General features: G+C 37.4%; 19 protein-coding genes and 1 other RNA gene. 10 read left to right on the forward strand and 10 right to left on the reverse strand.

Annotation, left to right across the window (positions count from 1 at the left end; genetic code table 11):
* Nucleotides 1–38: 38 nt before the first annotated feature.
* Both speF and speFL read right to left on the reverse strand, forming a co-directional pair.
* The gene (speF, locus tag ACERCG_RS03780; RefSeq protein WP_373610747.1) at nt 39–2201 is read right to left on the reverse strand and encodes an ornithine decarboxylase SpeF; all 2163 of its coding nucleotides are present in this window, start codon (nt 2199–2201) and stop codon (nt 39–41) included.
* A gap of 229 nt (nt 2202–2430) precedes the next feature.
* The gene (gene speFL / locus ACERCG_RS03785) at nt 2431–2655 is read right to left on the reverse strand and encodes a leader peptide SpeFL (RefSeq protein WP_373610748.1); all 225 of its coding nucleotides are present in this window, start codon (nt 2653–2655) and stop codon (nt 2431–2433) included.
* A gap of 261 nt (nt 2656–2916) precedes the next feature.
* On the opposite strand from speFL, the gene ACERCG_RS03790 reads away from it, so the two are divergent.
* Nucleotides 2917–4209 (forward strand): hemolysin family protein, encoded by a 1293-nt coding sequence (locus tag ACERCG_RS03790; RefSeq protein ID WP_373610749.1) that lies wholly within the window; start codon nt 2917–2919, stop codon nt 4207–4209.
* A gap of 82 nt (nt 4210–4291) precedes the next feature.
* Here ACERCG_RS03790 and bioB read toward each other — a convergent pair whose 3' ends face one another.
* Together bioB and pckA are read right to left on the reverse strand one after the other, a co-directional pair.
* Nucleotides 4292–5299 carry a biotin synthase BioB gene (gene bioB, locus ACERCG_RS03795; protein WP_373610750.1) on the reverse strand — a complete coding sequence of 336 codons (1008 nt, stop codon included), beginning with the start codon at nt 5297–5299 and terminating at the stop codon, nt 4292–4294.
* A 75-nt stretch (nt 5300–5374) separates the two neighbouring features.
* Complete coding sequence (gene pckA / locus ACERCG_RS03800) at nt 5375–6982, reverse strand: phosphoenolpyruvate carboxykinase (ATP) (protein WP_373610751.1); 1608 nt, start codon at nt 6980–6982, stop codon at nt 5375–5377.
* Between the two features lie 250 nt (nt 6983–7232).
* On the opposite strand from pckA, the gene ftsB reads away from it, so the two are divergent.
* The 5 genes from ftsB (at nt 7233) to gloB (ending at nt 9745) form a co-directional block, all read left to right on the forward strand.
* Complete coding sequence (gene ftsB, locus ACERCG_RS03805; protein ID WP_373610752.1) at nt 7233–7511, forward strand: cell division protein FtsB; 279 nt, start codon at nt 7233–7235, stop codon at nt 7509–7511.
* 8 nt (nt 7512–7519) lie between these two features.
* A complete protein-coding gene (gene ispD / locus ACERCG_RS03810; RefSeq protein WP_373610753.1) occupies nt 7520–8203 on the forward strand; it encodes a 2-C-methyl-D-erythritol 4-phosphate cytidylyltransferase in 684 nt (227 codons plus the stop codon).
* Nucleotides 8204–8218: 15 nt separating this feature from the next.
* Nucleotides 8219–8695, forward strand: coding sequence for a 2-C-methyl-D-erythritol 2,4-cyclodiphosphate synthase (gene ispF / locus ACERCG_RS03815; protein ID WP_373610754.1), 477 nt, complete (start codon nt 8219–8221; stop codon nt 8693–8695).
* Nucleotides 8696–8902: 207 nt separating this feature from the next.
* Nucleotides 8903–9000, forward strand: an RNA gene (gene ffs, locus ACERCG_RS03820) — signal recognition particle sRNA small type.
* A 37-nt stretch (nt 9001–9037) separates the two neighbouring features.
* On the forward strand, nt 9038–9745 hold the full coding sequence (gene gloB / locus ACERCG_RS03825) for a hydroxyacylglutathione hydrolase (protein ID WP_373610755.1): 708 nt from the start codon (nt 9038–9040) through the stop codon (nt 9743–9745).
* 14 nt (nt 9746–9759) lie between these two features.
* Here gloB and phoR read toward each other — a convergent pair whose 3' ends face one another.
* The 6 genes from phoR to pstS form a co-directional block, all read right to left on the reverse strand.
* Entirely contained in the window at nt 9760–11016 is a 1257-nt protein-coding gene (gene phoR / locus ACERCG_RS03830) for a phosphate regulon sensor histidine kinase PhoR (protein ID WP_373610756.1), read from the reverse strand.
* Nucleotides 11016–11708 carry a phosphate regulon transcriptional regulator PhoB gene (gene phoB / locus ACERCG_RS03835; protein WP_373610757.1) on the reverse strand — a complete coding sequence of 231 codons (693 nt, stop codon included), beginning with the start codon at nt 11706–11708 and terminating at the stop codon, nt 11016–11018. Before phoB ends, phoR begins: the two co-directional genes overlap by 1 nt.
* Nucleotides 11709–11772: 64 nt before the next feature.
* Nucleotides 11773–12534: a phosphate ABC transporter ATP-binding protein PstB gene (pstB, locus tag ACERCG_RS03840; protein ID WP_373610758.1), complete on the reverse strand. Its 762-nt coding sequence runs from the start codon at nt 12532–12534 to the stop codon at nt 11773–11775.
* A gap of 14 nt (nt 12535–12548) precedes the next feature.
* Entirely contained in the window at nt 12549–13400 is an 852-nt protein-coding gene (pstA, locus tag ACERCG_RS03845; RefSeq protein ID WP_373610759.1) for a phosphate ABC transporter permease PstA, read from the reverse strand.
* Entirely contained in the window at nt 13400–14344 is a 945-nt protein-coding gene (gene pstC, locus ACERCG_RS03850; protein ID WP_373610760.1) for a phosphate ABC transporter permease subunit PstC, read from the reverse strand. The genes pstA and pstC overlap by 1 nt, the downstream gene beginning before the upstream one ends.
* Nucleotides 14345–14415: 71 nt before the next feature.
* A complete protein-coding gene (gene pstS, locus ACERCG_RS03855; RefSeq protein ID WP_373610882.1) occupies nt 14416–15432 on the reverse strand; it encodes a phosphate ABC transporter substrate-binding protein PstS in 1017 nt (338 codons plus the stop codon).
* Nucleotides 15433–15637: 205 nt separating this feature from the next.
* Between pstS and uppS the strand changes: the two genes are divergently transcribed.
* The 4 genes from uppS (at nt 15638) to bamA (ending at nt 21003) form a co-directional block, all read left to right on the forward strand.
* On the forward strand, nt 15638–16351 hold the full coding sequence (gene uppS, locus ACERCG_RS03860; RefSeq protein ID WP_373610761.1) for a polyprenyl diphosphate synthase: 714 nt from the start codon (nt 15638–15640) through the stop codon (nt 16349–16351).
* Nucleotides 16352–16371: 20 nt separating this feature from the next.
* On the forward strand, nt 16372–17241 hold the full coding sequence (locus tag ACERCG_RS03865; protein ID WP_373610762.1) for a phosphatidate cytidylyltransferase: 870 nt from the start codon (nt 16372–16374) through the stop codon (nt 17239–17241).
* Nucleotides 17242–17244: 3 nt separating this feature from the next.
* Nucleotides 17245–18558 carry an RIP metalloprotease RseP gene (gene rseP / locus ACERCG_RS03870; RefSeq protein WP_373610763.1) on the forward strand — a complete coding sequence of 438 codons (1314 nt, stop codon included), beginning with the start codon at nt 17245–17247 and terminating at the stop codon, nt 18556–18558.
* Between the two features lie 63 nt (nt 18559–18621).
* Nucleotides 18622–21003: an outer membrane protein assembly factor BamA gene (gene bamA / locus ACERCG_RS03875; protein ID WP_373610764.1), complete on the forward strand. Its 2382-nt coding sequence runs from the start codon at nt 18622–18624 to the stop codon at nt 21001–21003.
* Nucleotides 21004–21033: the final 30 nt, after the last annotated feature.

Consider the following 21033-nt stretch of genomic DNA (forward strand, 5'->3'; position numbering starts at 1 on the left):
AGAAGTGCGGTGAAATACCGCACCTCTGAAATTAATCATTATTTTTCAATTAAAACATAACCATAAGCACGTGTGCGTCCATCAGGATCTTTTTGCAAATAGACCCCTTGAATTTCTGGGGCAAAGCCTGGTAAGGCATTGATACCTTCTTCTAATGCAAGGAAGTATTGCTGAGCAGTTTCATTCCATTTTTCTCCAGGTACCACACAAATAACTCCCGGCGGATAAGGTAATGCCCCTTCGGCTGCAATACGCCCAACAATTTCAGTTAATGGAATTAATTCAACGTTATTTCGAACCAATTCAATATTGGCATCTTTAGGATTAATTACATATGAAGGTAATGTCGCTTTTCTAAATAGATTACGTTGTAATGTTTTTACATCATAAGAGACATACAAATCGTGCATTTCTTGGCATAACTGACGAATAGTATAACCATTATAACGTTCTGCATTATTAGCATAGACAGTCGGTAAAACATCTTTCAGCAATGAATCTTGCTTAATGTGTTTTTCAAAAGATGCTATTTGTGCTACTAATGTTTGCATTTTAGTTAATGTTTCAGCAGGGGTGAGCAAGAATAAAATTGAATTCAAATCGCATTTTTCAGGAATAATTCCATTTTCACGTAAATAATTAGCTAGAATCGTTGCCGGGATACCGAACTCTTCATATTCACCGGTTTGAATATTAATTCCAGGAGTGGTTAACATAAATTTGCATGGGTCAACAAAATATTGATTTTCTGTATATCCCTCAAATTTATGCCAAGAATCATCAGCATGGAATTTGAAGAATTCAAGATCTTGTGCAATTTCATCGGTAGAATACTCTTGCCATTTTTTACCTTTTACATATGGAGGAATAAAAGGCTTAATTAATTCGCAGGAATTAAGGACTAATTTACGGGCCTCAATACCATTTTTAACGCAATCTAGCCACAAACGGCGCCCTGCGGGACTTCCTTGGATTTTTGCATTCACATCTAATGTTGCGAATAATGGATAAAATGGACTTGTTGAGGCATGTAACATAAAGGAATTATTAAAACGCTTGTGATTACAATAACGCGGTTGACCTTTAATATGTTTATCTTTTTTATGGATTTGCGAAGCTTGAGAAAATCCCGCCTGTTGTTTATGAACAGATTGGGTCACAATAATCCCTGGATCATTCGAATTTAACTCTAATAATAAAGGAGAGCATTCCTTCATCATTGGAATAAATTGCTCATACCCAACCCAAGCCGAGTCAAATAGAATGTAGTCACATAAATGGCCAATTTTATCGATAACTTGGCGAGCGTTATAAATAGTACCATCATATGTTCCAAGCTGAATTACTGCCAAACGGAATGGACGTCTCTGGTTTAATTTCTCTGGCGCGACCTCTTTAACTAATGTTCTTAAATAATTTTCATCAAAACAATGGCTATCAATCCCACCGATGAAGCCAAACGGATTACGAGCAGTTTCAAGATAAATTGGTGTAGCTCCAGCTTGAATTAATGCACCATGGTGAATAGATTTATGATTATTACGATCAAATAGAACTAAATCACCAGGAGAAAGCAATGCATTAGTAACAACTTTATTTGCAGAAGAGGTCCCATTCAGAACAAAGTAAGTTTTGTCTGCATTAAACATCTGTGCTGCATGTTTTTGTGCATCACAAGCAGCTCCCTCATGGATTAATAAATCCCCTAATTTCACATCTGCGTTACAAATGTCGGAACGGAAAATATTTTCACCATAGAAATCATAAAGAAAACGACCGGCTGGGTGCTTACGAAAATATTGACCACCTTGATGTCCAGGGCAGTCAAATGCAGTATTACCCATTTCAACATACTCACTTAACATCTTGAAGAATGGAGGTAGCATTTTCTCTTCATAAAGATGTGCAGCAGTTTCAATTTGACGACTATATAGATTGATATCATAATTGTTAAGATCTTGTATATGATAAACTTTATTAAAGTATCCTGGATCTAATATTTTTCCTGATTCGATTACAACAAATATGGGGATATTAAATTCTTTTGCTAGAATTTTATCAATATATTGATGAATGTCTTCTGTGCTTAATACTATAGCACCGACATCTGTAAAATCAGTTTTCTCAATAGCAACTAACTCTCTTGTTGTATGAAAATAAGGTTGAACTAATGAACTATATGCAATTTTTAAATGTAACATAACTAACTCCATTATTTAAAATATAAGAAACCTCTCATTATTTTTTATTAATAACGAGAAACACTCTACCAATACCACTTTGACAAACATATTCAACAGAGACAATCTAAAATGCTTGTAAAATGATATGGATATAAAATCAGATATATTTATTTAAATAAATAGACACACTTCCTTTTCTAAAAAGAAAAGGAATAAGTTAAGATTTATTTACAGTAAGAATTAATAACTATCTTTTAATAGACAGATTAACCCTGTTTGTTGGATTTGTTGAATTTAGAGACTGGAAATAAGAGAAATGGAAGCAAGAACGACAAGCAGGCATCATAATATGTCTAGTTCTTCTAATATGAGCCATAAGACTTTTTCCTTTATCTGGAAAATATTCTATGTGATATTTGTGTAACATAATACACCTCTTTATTAAATACATCTTAAAATCAAACTTCATCATAGTGATGATAAAAATAGCCTATTAGCTATGTGGAAAATTTACCACTATAGATATTAGACAACAATAAAAAGATTAAAAAAAATAGACTTAAATCAAAAAACCAGATTGAATTAAATTAAATTTAACAAAAATTAAAAAAAAGAAAACAATATAAAAACAAAAAATAAAATTTAGCTGATCACTTTTAGCAAAAGTGATAAAATATATCTAAAATTTTATTTAGATTCGATTATCTTTATACATACTAAAAAGAGCAATATTATGAATTTATTTGAAGCAATTTTAATGTTGATTGTGCTTATTATCATTAGTGCAATCATTTCTTCTGCCGAGATTTCATTGGCAGGTGCAAGAAAACTGAAACTTCAGCAACTAGCAAATGAAGGAAATTTAAAAGCATCTCAGGTGCTAAAACTTCAAGAACACCCCGGACGCTTTATTACTGTTGTGCAAATCGGCTTAAATATGGTGGCAATTTTAGGCGGGGTAATTGGCGAAAGTATTGTTAGCCCGTTTGTCTATTCTGTTCTTGCTCAATATAGCCAAGTAGATTGGATTGAAAGTGCAAGCTCTTGGTTGGCATTTATTATTGTTACGGTAGCTTTTATTCTATTTGCCGATCTTATCCCTAAACGATTGGCAATGGCGAATCCTGAAAAGATCGCATTAAGAACAATCGGCATAATGACCTTTTCTATCATTGTATTTAAGCCGTTGGTATGGTTATTTGATACTATCGCTAATTTCATTTTTAAGCTATTTAAAGTGCCAACTATTCGAGAAGACAATATGACTTCTGAGGATATTTTTGCGATAGTTGATGCTGGAGCTCAAGCAGGGATTGTAAAAGAGCAAGAGCAATATTTGATTGAAAATATCTTTGAAATGCAGCAACGCACCGTTACTTCCACAATGACAACTCGTGAGAATATTGTGTTCTTGGATCAAACGTTCAATCGGGAACAAGTGCTAGCAACCGTCAAAGAAAACTCGCATTCCAAGCTATTAATTTGCGATAAATCCATCGACAAAATTTTAGGATATGTTGAAACCCATAATCTTTTAACACTCTACCTGCAAGAAAAGCAAGTAAAACTAACGGATTCAGCGGTTCTGCGTAAATCGCTGTTTATTCCGGACACGCTCTCTTTATATGAGGTGCTAGAACTCTTTAAATCTACAGGCGAAGATTTTGCAGTTATTGTGAATGAATATGCGTTAGTAGTTGGTATTGTTACGCTTAATGATGTAATGAGCATTGTAATGGGCGAATTGGTTTCTAATGAGGAGGAGCAGATTGTTCAGCGTAATGAACACTCTTGGCTGATTGATGGAGCAACACCGCTAGAAGATGTAATGCGTGCTTTAGATATTGCCGAGTTCCCTAATGCAGAAAACTATGAAACTATCGCTGGGTTTATGATGTATATTTTACGCAAAATTCCAAAGAAAACCGATTTTGTGTTATGGGATAAATATAAGTTTGAAATTATTGATACCGACAATTTCAAAATCGACCAAGTGATGGTTTCTATACGCAATGATGCGGTGTAATTAGCTATGGGCGGACACAAGCTCCGCCCAATAATAAAAGCAATTTGCAAAGTTTTAGAAAAAGACAACCGCTTGTAATGCCTTAATTTTTCTCTTCATACTGTAATGGATACAAATTCAATTTATCCATCAGCTTACGGTCATAATCTTCTTCTGGGTTTTCTGTGGTGAGCAATTTATCGCCATAGAAAATAGAGTTTGCCCCAGCCATAAAACAGAGAGCTTGCATTGCCTCTGGCATTGCCGTTCTTCCTGCCGAAAGGCGAACAAAACTCTGTGGCATTGTAATTCTTGCCACCGCAATGGTGCGAACAAACTCTGTCCAATCCAGCTCTTCAGCATTGGCAAGTGGTGTGCCTTCTACTTTAATCAGCTGATTAATCGGTACACTTTCAGGCTGAGGGTCAAGGTTGGCAAGACTTGCGATCAAGCCTGCTCGTTCAGGTCGGCTCTCATTCATACCCACAATACCGCCACAACATACTTTTAAGCCAGCATTACGCACCTTGCCTAGCGTATCCATTCTGTCTTCGTGATTACGGGTGTGGATAATTTGATTATAACGCTCAGGTTCGGTATCCAAATTGTGGTTGTAATAATCTAATCCAGCCTCTTTTAATTCTTCTGCCATTCCCTCTTCAAGCATACCAAAGGTGCCGCAAGTTTCTAGCCCTAATGCTTTTACTGCTCCCACAATTTCAGAGACTACTTTAATATCTTTTGGCTTCGGCCCTCGCCACGCCGCCCCCATACAAAAACGGCTTGCCCCTCGTTCTTTGGCTATTTTGGCTTTTTCAATGATGGTTTCAATATCCAACATCGTTTGTTTTTCTAAGCCTGTATCATAACGGGCAGATTGCGGGCAATATTCACAATCCTCAGGGCAACCGCCTGTTTTAATTGAAAGTAAAGTTGAAAGCTGAATCGCATTCGGTTCAAAATTTTCCCGATGAACTTGTGCCGCTTTGAATACTAAATCCATAAACGGCATATCAAACAGCTCTTCTACTTGGCATTTTCGCCAATATTGAGCCGTTGAGTGGGGAGTGAGTTCATCTTTGGCTTTGAGCCTGAGTTGGAATGTTGTCATTTATACTCCTTTTACACAAAAGGACTAAACCCCATAAGAGGCTTAGTCCTTGAATTAATTAACTATTTGATTTAATTATAATTTTGGACCAGATGCAATTAACGCTTTACCTTCATCATTGGTTGCATATTTTTCGAAGTTTTTCACAAATCGGCTTGCTAAGTCTTCTGCTTTTGCTTGCCATTGTGCTTTGTCTTCGTATGTATTGCGAGGATCTAAAATGTTGGTATCAACACCCGGTAATGCAGTTGGGATTGCTAAATCAAAGATTGGTAATTTACCCATTTCGGCCTTCTCAATTGAGCCATCTAAAATCGCATCAATAATACCACGAGTATCTTTAATTGAGATACGTTTACCTGTGCCATTCCAACCTGTGTTCACTAGATATGCTTCTGCACCTGCTGCTTCCATACGTTTTACCAACACTTCAGCGTATTGTGTTGGGTGAAGTGATAAGAATGCCGCACCAAAACAAGCTGAGAAGGTTGGTGTTGGCTCTGTAATACCACGTTCTGTACCTGCTAATTTTGCTGTAAAGCCAGATAAGAAGTAGTATTTGGTTTGCTCTGGAGTCAGTTTAGATACCGGCGGTAATACACCGAATGCGTCAGCGGTTAAGAAAATCACTTTTTTCGCATGACCTGCTTTTGAAGGTACTGCGATGTTATCAATATGATAAATCGGATAGCTCACACGGGTATTTTCAGTTTTTGATTTATCATCAAAATCAATAGTGCCATCTTCACGCACCACCACGTTTTCTAATAACGCATCACGGCGGATTGCACGATAGATATCTGGCTCATTCTCAATAGAAAGATTAATGGTTTTTGCATAGCAACCACCTTCGTAGTTGAATATGCCATTTTCGTCCCAACCGTGTTCATCATCACCAATTAATTTACGTTTTGGATCGGTTGATAATGTGGTTTTACCTGTACCTGATAAACCAAAGAATACCGCTACATCGCCCTTTTCTCCCACATTCGCAGAACAGTGCATTGAAGCTACACCTTTAAGTGGTAAAAAGTAGTTCATCATTGAGAATAAACCTTTTTTCATCTCACCGCCGTACCAAGTGCCGCCGATAATTTGAACACCCTCTGTGATATTAAACGCCACAAAGTTTTCAGAATTTAAGCCTTGTTCTTTCCAGTTCGGATTCGTTACTTGAGAGCCATTCATTACGACAAAATCAGGTTTAAAATCTTTTAATTCTTCTTCTGTTGGGCGAATGAACATATTTTTCACAAAATGAGCTTGCCACGCTACTTGTGTGATAATACGCACATTGATACGGTGTTCAGGGCTTGCGCCACAGAATGCATCAATAATGAATAAACGTTTATTGGAAAGCTCATCAGTAACTAAACCTTTTAAGCTTTGCCACGTTGATTGGTTCATCGGCTTATTATCATTTTTAGCTGCTTCTGATGTCCACCACACCGTATCTTTTGTTTTTTCATCTAGAACGATGTATTTGTCTTTTGGCGAACGACCTGTAAAAATACCTGTATCAACAGCTACTGCACCTAAGTTGGTTAAAACACCTTTTTCATAACCTTGAAGATCCGGTTTCATCTCTTCTCCAAACAGTTGCTCATAGCTAGGGTTACGCACAATTTCTTTAACGTTTGTAATACCTAAGTCTGCAAGTTCTTGTTCAATACGATTTAACATAATGGTTACCTCATAATAGTTAGAAAATTAAACTGAACTCATTATACATAAATGCAATAAAAAAAATGTTACATACTTCAAATTTTTGAAAATTTGTTGAGAAAAACTTCAAAAAGAAGCACAAATATTGTTTTATATCAAAACTTAGTATTGACTTAAGGCTATGATCAAAATGCCTTTGTTTGGAGTTTTTGTAAATTCAAGGTAAAATCCAACCGCTTGTATCTATTATTTAAACAAAGAGAACTAAATGCGTTTATTAATTATTTTTTTTGCACTTCTACTCTGCTTTTTCCAATATAGTTTTTGGTTTGGCAAAAATGGCTGGGCAGACTACCAAGAGCTTCAAGACGAAGTTTCAGTCTTAAAAGAAGAAAACGAAAGATTAACTGCTCGTAATAAACTTATTGAAGCCGAAATCTATGACCTAAAAAACGGCGTAGATGCCCTTGAAGAACGAGCCAGACTTGAACGTGAAATGGTAAAAGAGAACGAAATGTTCTACCGTATTGTGCCAAAAAACAAATAAAAGTATTTATGACAAGAAAAATTTTTGCTGTTATTCCTGCCTCAGGTGTGGGTAGCCGAATGCAGGCAGATAAACCCAAGCAATATTTAATATTAAAAGGGAAAACCATTTTAGAGCATACGGTTTCCCTTTTTCTTGATCACCCTCAAGTTGATAAAGTGATCGTAGCAGTCTCAAAAGATGATCCTTTCTATACGGATATTGCATTACTGAAATCGCCCAAAATCCAAATTGTATTTGGCGGAGAAACCCGTGCGGATTCTGTATTCAATGCGTTAAAAGCCGTTAGAGATGAAAATGCGTGGGCGTTGGTACACGATGCGGCTCGCCCGTGCCTCAAGCAGCCAGATTTAGATAAACTTTTGCAAATTGATGATGAACAAGGAGCAATTTTAGCCACGCCCGCCATTGATACAATGAAACGAGCCAATGGCACACAGATTTTGCATACTGAAGATCGATCAACCTTATGGCACGCTTTAACACCACAATTCTTTCCTGCTGAGAAGCTAAAAACTGCATTAGCAACTGCCTTTAGTAGAGGGCAAATGGTAACTGATGAAGCCTCTGCAATGGAGTTAAGTGGCTATCAACCACAACTTGTGGCGGGTAGAAGCGATAATATCAAAATTACCCGCCCGGAAGATTTAGCTTTGGCGGAATTTTACCTTACTCATAATGCTCATTTATAAATTGGGAGAAATAAGATGATTCGTATTGGACACGGTTTTGATGTTCACGCTTTCGGCGAAGATCGCCCACTGATTATTGCAGGGGTTGAAGTGCCTTATCACACGGGTTTTATTGCTCATAGTGATGGCGATGTTGCTCTACACGCCTTAACGGATGCGTTACTCGGTGCAGTCGCCTTAGGCGATATTGGCAAACTTTTTCCAGATACCGATATGCAATATAAAAATGCGGACAGTCGAGGTTTGTTGATTGAAGCCTATCGTCAAGTACAAGAACAAGGCTACAAGGTGGGAAATGTGGATGTAACCATTATTGCTCAAGCTCCGAAAATGCGTCCGCATATCGATAAAATGCGCCAGACTATTGCTGAGGATTTAAAATGCGATATTTCCCAAGTCAATGTAAAAGCCACCACAACGGAAAAGTTGGGATTTACAGGGCGCGGAGAAGGTATTGCTTGTGAGGCGGTGGCATTATTACTTAAAATTTAAACCCATTTCAATAATCTCCGTAGGGGCGGGTCTTATGCCCGCCCGAAATCATTGCGGACAGGCACAGGACCTGTCCCTACGTAGTAATTATATTTATTTATGTAATTTCTTGTCGAAAAATAACCGCTTGTGAAATTCCACCTTGTCTTATTTTTAAATTTATCTATAATAGAAAGCCTTACGCAATGAGCGTAATCCGATGGGGCGTTATTGGTTCCTCGCAATGGTGTTCAGCTTACTTGATCAGGTTCGGAAGAAAGCAGTCTGGGTTGAAATTTCTGTGTGCCGAGGGTCGCTGGTAACGCCCCACCCTTTTATCTAATTCCCCATCAGGAGAAAAATATGCTCCAGATCATTCCTATTCCCGCATTAAGCGATAACTACATTTGGGCAATTCGTCAGGCTCAAGATGTGATCATTGTTGATCCGTCAGAACATCAGCCTGTATTAGACTTTATTGCAAAAAATTCATTAAATTTGACCGCTATCTTGCTTACCCATAATCATCACGACCATACGGATGGTGTGGCTGGCATTGTTGAGCAATATCCTAATATTCCGATTTATGGGCCGCAAGAAGTTGCTGAATTTGCCAATATGATTGTGTCGCCCGAACAACATATTGAACTGTTTGGTTATGATGTGAGAATTATTGAAAGTGCAGGACACACCGCAGGACACATTAGCTACTTGTTTGGGTATGACTATCTCTTTTGTGGCGATGCACTATTCTCTGGTGGTTGTGGACGTGTATTCACAGGCGATTATCAAGCTCAATTTGAGGCATTACAACGCTTTAAAAACCTGCCTAACTCGGTTAAAGCCTATCCTGCCCACGAATATACTAAGAGCAATTTAAAATTTACTGAAGCTGTATTGCCACCGAGTTGTACTCTCGCAGAATACCAAGAACAAGTGGATATTTTACGCTCGCAAAATAAACCGACTTTACCAACCACCATTGGGCTTGAAATGCAGGTAAATCCGTTTATGCAAGCGGTCGATTTAAACGAATTTATTGCACTTCGCAAGCAGAAAGATAATTTCTAACGATGATGGGAGCATTATTGTGATTTCAACACAAAAGAGAAACTGCTCCCTTCGCCCTCTTTGCTGGTAATATTAAGCGTTGAGCCGTGTTGTTCTAATACGTGCTTCACAATTGCCAGCCCTAAACCACTGCCACCTGTTTTCTTACTTCGGGATTCATCAACTCGATAAAAACGTTCAGTTAAATGCGGTACGTGGACTTCAGGAATACCAATTCCATTATCTTTTACTTCAAACTTCATACCTTGCTCGCACGGTTTCCAACTGATCTCAATTAAACATTCCTGCCCCGAATGTTTAATTGAGTTATAAATTAAGTTAGACACTACGCTTTGTAGCTGATGTTCATTACCGAATATTTCTACATCTGGCTGAATATCAAAAGTAATTTGGTGCGAGTAAGTATTCAAAATTTCTGCATCTTTTTTGAGTGAAATAATCATCGCAGACATATCAAAATGTTGATGATCTTTATTTGATGAGGTTTCAATTTTCGCCAACATATTTAATTGCTGTAATAAATTCGTCATTCTCAAGCTCTGCTCTTGCATTGCCTTTATCGCTTTTTCTTGCAGTAAACTTTGTACGGGTTGATCAGATAAGATTTCCAAATAACCTTGTAAAACCGTAAGCGGCGTTCTTAATTCGTGGTTAATATTGCTTAAAAATGTTTGCCTGGAACGTAAAAGTTTTATCATTTCGGTAATATCACGCCCAATAATCAACAAGGTTTCAGGGTCATATTGATGAATGTGAATTTCAATATAACGTTCGTTATAAGTCAGTAATACAAGCGGTCGGCTTTTTTTAGGTTGAGCAAAATAATGTTTGAATTGTTTATAAAAGATAATATTGAGAATATTCTTTTGCGTTTTTTTATGCCAATAGAAATCGAACATTTTTTGGGAGGCTTGATTACACCAAACAAGTTCGCCATCAACTTGTGAAACAATAATCGCATCAGGTAAATATTGAACATTTTTATTCAATTTAGATAATAGGCGTAAATTCTCAAACTTCTCCTTTTTATTTTTATTTCGATAATAAGCAATAGTTTGCGAAAAATTTTCTAAATTAATTAGTTCTAAATCTTTCTTACTTTGTGGATTTAGAGTTTGAAGTAAGCGGTGTTCTGTGATGTGATGCCATACCAATAAGCCAAGAAAAATCACAATTAGCCAAGTGCTGAAATCTAAGCCAAATAAGCTAAAAACAAAGGCAATTGTAACGGCTAAAATCAATTCAGCTAAAAAATTAAGTAATTTTTTCATCACTCACCTTGAATATGCTGTGAAAAACGATAGCCACTTCCTCTTACTGTTTGCACATAACTATCACATTGGTAAGGCTCAAGGCTACGACGTAAGCGGCGGATATAGCTATCTACCGTTCTATCTTCTACTTCTAAATCATCGCCCCAAATACGATTTAACAACTGCTCACGGGAATAAACTTTTTCTGAGTGAGCCATAAAAAAGTGGAGTAATTTGAACTCAGTATGACTTAATTGGATTTGTTCAGACTGATAAAACACTCGTTTTGCATTTTCATCTAGGGTTAAATCATTAAATTGAATAATGTGTGAGGTTTGTTCGTAAGTTCGTCGCCAAACGGCTTCAATACGGGCTAATAATACTTTTGGAGAAAATGGCTTGATGACGTAGTCATCTGCTCCTGCATTTAAGCAGGTAATACAATCTTCTTCTGCACTCCGTGCCGTGAGCATAATTACAGGAATTTGGTCAGTTTCTTCGTTTTTTTTCATATATTCAATGAATTGCACACCAGAACGCCCAGGTAACATCCAATCTAGTAAGACTAATTGTGGCTTTTCGGCAAGTTTTTTTACTGCACTTTGGTAATCTTCTGCTTCAATAACCTCATATTGATGTTGCATTAGAAAAAGGCTAACCATCTCACGAATGCCACGCTCATCTTCTACCACTAAAATGCTTCTGCTCATTAACTATACTCCAATAGAAGAAATGCAGTGAAATAGGTATTAACACTGCATTTAACTAAATTAACTAGCCCATTTTGCCCTGAATATAATCTGCTGTACGAGGGAGTTTCGGCTGGCTAAAAATTTGAGCCGTTTCGCCAAATTCAACCAACTCGCCAAGATACATAAAAGCAGTATAATCAGAACAACGTGCTGCTTGTTGCATATTGTGCGTTACCATTGCCACAGTATAATCTTGCTTGAGTTCGGTAATCAAAGCTTCAATTTTCATCGTTGAAATTGGATCGAGTGCCGAACAAGGCTCATCTAACAATAATACATCAGGCTTGATGGCAATGGCTCTGGCAATACATAAACGTTGCTGTTGTCCGCCTGATAAACTATCGCCACTTTGGTGTAATTTATTTTTTACTTCATTCCATAAAGCGGCTTTGGTTAAAGCCCACTCTACACGCTCATTCATCTCTTGCTTTGATAATTTCTCGAACAAACGAATACCAAAGGCGATGTTATCATAAATTGACATTGGGAATGGCGTTGGTTTTTGGAATACCATACCGACTTTTGCACGAATGATGGAAATATCTGTATCGGTGGTTAATAGATTTTCGCCATCTAAATTGATCTCCCCTTCTGCTCTTTGGTTTGGATAAAGCTCAAACATACGGTTAAAGGTTCTCAATAAGGTCGATTTACCACAACCAGAAGGCCCTATAAATGCAGTTACTTTATTTTTCGCAATATTCAAATTGATATTCTTTAAAGCGTGGAAATCGCCATAATAAAAATTAAGATTTTGTACTGAAATTTTTGGTTCTACGTTCATTTCTAAACACCTTATTATTTCTGTTTTGGTTGTAAGAAAACACGGGTTAAAACATTAATACATAACACAAATAGCGTAATTAAAATCGCACCTGCCCAAGCAAGATTATTCCAATCTGTAAACGGACTTGCTACATATTGGTAAATCACAACAGGTAAGTTCGCCATTGGTACATTCATATCCCAAGACATAAATTGGTTCGACAATGCGGTAAAGAGTAATGGAGCTGTTTCACCTGCAATACGGGCAACGGCTAATAATACTCCTGTTAAAATTCCTGATTTTGCAGCACGATAACAGATCATCACAATCACTCGCCATTGCGGACAACCTAATGCGATTGCAGCTTCACGCAAGTTATTTGGAATAAGGTTAAGCATACTGTCTGTGGTTCTTACCACGATTGGAATAACCAATAATGCTAAAGCTAACGAGCCAGCCCAACCTGAGAAATGCCCTACTTTTGAAACATAAAGCGTATATACAAACAAGCCGATAATAATTGACGGAGCAGAGAGCAAAATATCATTTAGAAAACGAGTTACTTTTGCAAAACGGCTATAGTTGCCATATTCTGCTAAATAAGTGCCTGCTAAAATGCCTATTGGTGTGCCGATAAGCGTGCCTGTTCCCACAATAAGTAGTGAGCCTAAAATCGCATTGCTTAAACCACCCTGTTCATTTGGGGCTGGCGTAATTTGGGTGAAAAGCTCTAATGAAAGCCCCGGAATTCCTCGACTAATAAGCGAATATAAAATCCAACAAAGCCAAAACAAACCAAAAGCAACCGCCAAATAGGCTAAACCTAGCATTATGCTATTACAACATTTACGTCTGTAAAAACGAGCGTTCTGTAAATTTTTCATTATTTTCCTTCCTTACGCTGCATTCTTAAAATCATTAAGCGAGAAATAGACAACACAACCGTTGTAATTAAGAAAAGAACTAAACCTAATTCAATTAACGCCGATTTTTGTAAGCCTGAGGCTTCATTAAACTCATTTGCAATAGCTGAAGCAATAGATACCGAAGGCGAGAATAATGAATTGGGTATTTGGAAAGTATTACCAATCACAAAAGTGACCGCCATTGTTTCGCCCAATGCACGTCCGAACCCTAACATAATGCTGCCGATAAGCCCTGTTTTGGTATAAGGTAGTACCACTTTCCAGAGCACTTCCCAACGGGTTGAACCTAATCCGTAGGCACTTTCTTTCAACATAGGCGGCACAATAGAAAAAACATCACGCATCATTGATGCGATGAACGGAATAATCATAATGGCAAGCACTAAGCCCGCAGTAAATAAGCCAATACCAAAGGGGGCACCTGAAAATACATATTCAAGTATAGGCAAATCACCCAACCATTCGATCATCGTTGGTTGAATATGTTCTTGGAATAAAGGCACGAACACAAATAAGCCCCACATACCATAAATAATGGAGGGAATAGCAGCTAACATTTCAACGGCTGTTCCAATTGGGCGTTTTAGCCATTGTGGCGAGAGTTCGTTAATAAACACCGCAATACCAAATGAGATCGGCACTGCTATGATTAAAGCTAAACAGGAGGTAATTAATGTCCCCACTATCGGCATTAATGCTCCGTATTGATTTTGTACAGGATCCCACTCGCTATCCGATAAAAAACTCACACCAAACTTTTTGATACTTGGCCAACTTTCTATAAATAACGAAATCATAATTGCAGCAAGTAAAAGAAATACCAACCACGCAAAACAAGCGGTCATATTTCTAAAAAATATTTCAAATCGATTTTGATTTAAACATTGATTCAATTTAGGCATAATCATTTTTCTGTATGAAATCTGTGACAAAGTAACGACCGCCCACCTAATACAAGCGGTCGTTTTTTTCCTTATTTTTGCAATTCAGCGTTCCATTTAGCTTGAATGCGTTTTACAACCTCTTCAGGAATTGGCACATAATCCAATTCTTCTGCCACACGCTGCCCTTTTGCAAACGCCCAATCAAAGAATTTCACCACATTTTGCGTTGCTTCAGGCTTGCCCTCTTTTTTATGAATTAAGATGAAACTTGCTGCGGTAATCGGCCAAGAATTTTCGCCAGCTTCATTGGTAAGAATCACGCCCATACCTTCTGCTTCATTCCATTTCGCATTACTTGCTGCCGCCATAAAACTTTCCTTGTTCGGCTGAACAAATTCACCTGATTGATTTTGTAATGCTGTCCACGCAAGTTGGTTTTGTTTTGCGTAAGCATATTCCACATAACCAATTGAATATTTCATTTGGCGAACATAGGCTGCAATCCCCTCATTACCTTTACCACCGTGTCCTTTTGGCCATTTCACGGCTTTTCCTTCACCGACTGTTGATTTCCATTCACTTGATACTTTAGATAAGTAGTTAGTAAAACCAAAAGTGGTGCCAGAACCATCCGAGCGATGAATCACAAGAATATCTTTATCAGGCAGATTTAAATTGGGGTTTAATTTTTGAATAGCCGCATCATTCCATTTAGCTACTTTGCCCAGATAGATTTGAGCAACTAAATCGCCAGAAAGTGTTAATTCACCTTCTTTAATACCAGGAATATTAACCACTAGCACTGTACCACCAATAATGGCAGGGAATTGTAATAATTGATGTTGTTGTAATAACTCTGCTTTCATCGGGTCATCAGATGCCCCAAAATCAACAGTTTTTGCGATAATTTGTTGCTGACCACCGCCCGATCCAATTGATTGATAATTGACTTTATTACCCGTTTCTTTTTCATATAAAGCAGCCCATTTCGCATAAATCGGATAAGGGAATGATGCCCCAGCTCCTGTAATAGTGTGTGCGTGAGAAGCCACTACCACTGAGGCAAAAATAGAACCTAATAACATTACTTTTTTAGTCTGACGCATTAGCATAGTAATTCTCCTTACATTAAATTGCTGTTGCGTGACTAAGTGTAGAAAACAATTATGACAATTTGATGACAATCATTAAGTTTTTTCATTTTTTTATAAAAACTTGTGCAAATATCGCTTGTTAATTCCACTACGCTTTATCCTATGGTATAGTTAGTGCCATTTTTATCTTATCTCTATTATTTTAGTGAGTGGACCTGTGAACTTTGATCCTCAAAATATGCCAAAACACGTTGCAATTATTATGGATGGCAATGGTCGTTGGGCTAAGCAGAAAGGAAAATTACGCATTTTCGGGCATCAAAATGGTGTGAAAGCGGTTCGTTCTGCGGTAAGTTTTGCAGCTAAACATCAAATTAAAGTCTTAACGCTTTATGCTTTTAGTAGTGAAAACTGGAGCAGACCCGAAACTGAAGTATCTGCTTTAATGACACTTTTTATGAAGGCCTTAGATTCTGAGGTTAAAAAATTACACAAAAATAATATCCGCTTAAATATTATTGGCGATAAATCTGCTTTTAGCGAAAGTTTACAAAAACGTATCGCAGAATCAGAAAACTTAACGGCAAACAATACAGGGCTTATTTTAAATATTGCTGCTAACTACGGTGGCTATTGGGATATTGTTCAGGCTTCACAAAAATTAGCGTTACAAGTAAAAGAAAATCAACTTGATATTGCACAAATTACTCCTGAATTATTTCAGCAACATTTAGCAACAGAAACACAACCGCAGGTGGATTTACTTATTAGAACCAGTGGCGAACAACGCATTAGTAACTTTTTATTATGGCAAATTGCCTATGCAGAACTCTTTTTCAGCCCTGTGTTATGGCCTGATTTCAATGAAGAAACTTTTAGTGAAGCAATTTTAGCGTACCAACAGCGTGAACGCCGATTTGGTGGCTGTTAATACAATTACAAGGACAGACAATGCTTAAAGAACGTGTACTTTCAGCAATTATTATGATTATTGCCGTATTGGCAGCTATTTTCTGGCTTTCTCCATTGCCATTAACCATCACTTTATCTGTAATTATTGTTGCGGCAACGTGGGAATGGGCTCAATTTGCGGGCTTTAAACGCCCAGTACCTCGTGCAATTGTCGCAATGGTAACTATCTGTTTATTACTATTTGCAATCATTGCGAATACCGATTACATCCGTGCAACACGTTTTCTGACTGATGAAACCACGCCTATTCTCTTTATTGGCTGTATTTGGTGGTTAATTGGCCTTGCATTAGTGGTTACTTATCCAAATTCTGCAAAACTATGGGAAAAATCAGTTGTGGCTAAATTCTTATTTGGTTTTGCCACCTTAATTCCTTTTTTAATTGGTGTTTTAGCATTACGTTTCTATAATTACCACGTTGATCCGTATCAAGGCACTTATTTATTCCTCTATGTTTGCTTATTAGTTTGGGGGGCAGACTCAGGTGCTTATTTCGCTGGTCGAGCTTTTGGAAAACGTAAACTTGCACCAAAAGTGTCTCCGGGTAAATCGTGGGAAGGTGTTTTCGGTGGTTTATTAACCTCTGGCGTAATTGCTTTTGCTTTCTTACAGCTTACACCAGCAAATGTATTCGGCAGAGAATTAGCCACTACGCCATTTATTTTAGTTTCTATCGCAACGGTGGCAATTTCTGTACTAGGCGATTTAGCTGAAAGTATGTTCAAACGCCAAGCTGGTATTAAGGATAGCAGTAATCTCATTCCGGGACACGGCGGTATTTTAGATCGTATTGATAGCTTAACAGCGGCAATTCCATTTTTCGCAACATTCTTCTTTTTTGTGTTATAAGCTATGACTTCGACTATTGCCTTTTTTGTTTTAATCTGCGTGCTGGTATTCGTCCACGAATACGGACATTTTTGGGCTGCACGCAAATGTGGTGTAAAAGTAACTCGTTTTTCTATCGGTTTCGGTAAAGTGCTATTTAGAAAAACAGATAAGCACGGCACAGAGTTTGCCTTCTCATTAATTCCACTCGGCGGCTATGTGCAAATGTGGAATGGCGAGCAAGGTGTTGATGCAACACCAGAGCAATCATTAGCCACAAAATCTGTTTTACAACGTGCATTTATTATTTTTGCAGGCCCTGCTGCCAATTTTATTTTTGCGATCCTTGCTTATTGGGCGGTATTTGTTTCGGGTATTCCTACCATTAAACCTGTAATTGGCGAAGTGTTACCTAATACTATTGCAGCACAAGCTCAATTACCTACTGAGTTAGAAATTACTAAAATTGGTAATCAAAACATTCACGATTGGGAAAGTGCTTCCCTTGCATTAGTCGGATCAGTGGGCAATAAAAATGTGCAACTAGAAGGGCGATTAATTGATAGCCAAGCCATCCAACGCTATCAATTAGATCTTTCTAACTGGAATATTGATAGTGCCAAAGAAAACCCATTAACGGTGTTAGGTATTCGCCCTAAGAGTACAAAAGTAATGCCTGAAATTAAAGAAGTGGTAGAAAATTCTCCTGCTGAAAAAGTGGGATTATCTTCGGGTGATAGAATTCTCAAGGTGAATCAACAACCTTTTAATTGGACTACCCTTGTAGAAAATGTTCAAACAGGCAACTTAATTGAGATACAAGTTGAACAAAAAGGGCAAATAAAGACACTAAGTATTCAACCCGAACAGCGAGATAACCGCTATATTATCGGTATTGTGCCAACATACGAAAGGCTTGCAGATAAATATCGAACCGAATTAAAATATGATATTCTTACTGCATTTTATAAAAGTATGGAAAAAGTATGGTCTTTAATTCAAACCATACTGCAATTTATTGGTAATCTGATTACTGGCGATTTATCAATTAAAAATTTAGGTGGTCCTATCTCAATGGCAAAAGGAGCGGGGGCAACGGCTGAAATTGGCTGGATTTATTACTTAAGTTTTATGGCACTAATCAGTGTCAATTTAGGAGTAATGAATCTATTTCCAATTTTGCCATTAGATGGCGGACAACTGATTTTATTAGCAGTCGAAGCTATTCGAGGCAAAACATTATCAGAAAAAGTACAGATGTTATTTCAACAAATCGGCATTATATTTGTGCTGGGATTAATGTTTTTTGCTTTTATAAATGACATTATTCATTTTTAACAAGCGGTTTATTTTTCAAACATTTTTGCAATCATCTTGCAAAAGATTTATAGGATAATTTCAATGAAAAGATTATTACTTTCTTCTCTTTTAATTGCTAATGGTGTAGTTGCTGCACCTTTCGTAGTTAAAGATATTCGTGTTGAAGGCGTACAACCAACAACAGGTGCAGCTATTATTTCGTCTATCCCTGTTAAAGTCGGTCAAACCGCAACAGATACCGATGTTTCCAATGTGGTACGCCATTTATTCAGTCAGCAACGTTTTGCAGATGTACGAGCAACACGAGAAGGCCATACCCTTGTTATTAAAGTAGCAGAAAAACCAATTATCGGTAAGGTCGATATTGAGGGTAATAAAGCTATTCCAAAAGATGCTTTAGAACAAAATTTAAAGGCAAACTTAATTGCTCAAGGCGAGATTTTCAATGCAGAAAAATTAGAAGCATTCAAAGAGAGCCTTGTTGAGCATTACCACTCTACAGGTCGTTACTTAGCTAAAATTGACACTGTAGTAACTAATAATGCTGAAGGTGGTGTAAATATTAAATTAGTCATTGATGAAGGCGATGTTACCCGAGCAAAAAGTGTGAAATTTGAAGGCAATAATGCATTTTCTGATAAGAAATTATTAGAAAACTTAGATATTCAACCTGATGTTGCGTGGTGGAATATTTTTGAGAGTAGCAAATTTGAACAAACCGCTTACCAAAAAGATTTAGAAACATTAAGAGATTTCTATTTAAATCGTGGTTATGCCAAATTTGCGATTGAAGATGCTGATGTTCAGTTCAATGACGATAAAACTGAAGTAAACCTCACATACAAATTAAACGAAGGTTCACAATATAATATTAGTGAAATGCGTATTATCGGTAATACCGCTCATATGGACGATAAATTAAATCCATTATTAAAAGATTTCAAAGCAGGTCAAACTTTCCGTAAATCTGATTTAGTTAAAATTGAGGAAGACATTAAAAATATTCTAGGCGATGCTGGTTATGGCTCGGCTAAAGTCGATCTGTATCCGCAATTTAATGAAGATGACAAAACAGTCAAAATCAGTTTTGTGGTTGATGCTGGTCGCCGTCTATATGTACACCGAATTCGCTTTGAAGGCAATGATGTAACCGCAGACTCTACTCTACGCCGTGAAATGCGTCAGCAAGAAGGTGCGTGGTTATCAACCAATAAAGTGGCATTAGGTAAAACTCGTTTAGAAAGAACCGGTTTCTATGAAAGCGTTGATATGTCAATGCTAAATGTGGAAAACAAGGCAGACCAAGTTGATGTAGTGTATAAAATTAAAGAGCGCAATACAGGTAGCATCAACTTTGGTATCGGTTACGGTACGGAAAGTGGTATCAGCTACCAAGCAGGTATTAAACAAGATAACTTCTTAGGTATGGGTTCTACTATTAGCTTAAACGGTAACCGTAACGATTATGGTACAAGTATCAACTTAGGCTATACCGAGCCATACTTCACTAAAGATGGTGTAAGTTTGGGTGGTAATGTATTCTATGAAGATTACGACAACTCAAAAAATGATAATGTAGCCTCATACAAACGCCAAACCTATGGTATTAACGGTACGCTTGGCTTCCCAGTGAACGAAAACAACTCATATTACTTAGGTTTAGGCTATACGCACGATAAAATCAAAAATGCTTCTCGTGAATATACCCGTGAGAAATATGTGAAATCAATGAACTTTGAGTTTGATCCGAACTCAAGCTACTATGACAAAATCAAAGCAGACGATTTTGATTTCTCACTTGGCTGGAACTATAACAGTTTAAATAGAGGTTATTTCCCAACAGAGGGAACAACGGCGAATATCGGCGGTAAAATCACTATTCCAGGTTCTGATAACAAATATTACCGTGTAAGTGCAGACTTTAGAAACTATTTCCCATTAAACCGTGAACATAAATGGGTAATTTCTACGAAAGCAAGTGTTGCTTATACCAACGGTTTTGGTGGAAAAGAAGTGCCATTCTACCAACTCTACACCGCTGGTGGTATTGGTACATTAAGAGGCTTCTCTTACGGTGCAGTAGGCCCTCAAGCTATTTACTATAATGCTGCATCAGGCAAGTTTAATAATGTAAATAATGATATTATCGGTGGTAACGCTTTAGCCGCTGCAAGTTTAGAATTAATTACACCAACGCCTTTTGTGAGTGAAAAATATCAACACAATGTAAGGACCTCTATATTTGTTGATGCTGCTACTGCCTGGAATACTAAATGGAAACAAAATGAGTATTCAAACTTACCTAATTATGGTGATTTCAAACGTTTCCGTGCTTCCGCAGGAGTTGCATTCCAATGGATGTCACCAATTGGTCCATTGTCATTCTCTTATGCAAAACCAATTCGTACGTATGACAATGATGAAATTGAGCAATTCCAATTTAATATTGGTAGCTCATTCTAATATTTAACCTAAGGTACAAGCGGTTAATTT

Source organism: Mannheimia sp. E30BD, from assembly GCF_041807785.1.
Classification (GTDB): Bacteria; Pseudomonadota; Gammaproteobacteria; order Enterobacterales; family Pasteurellaceae; genus Mannheimia.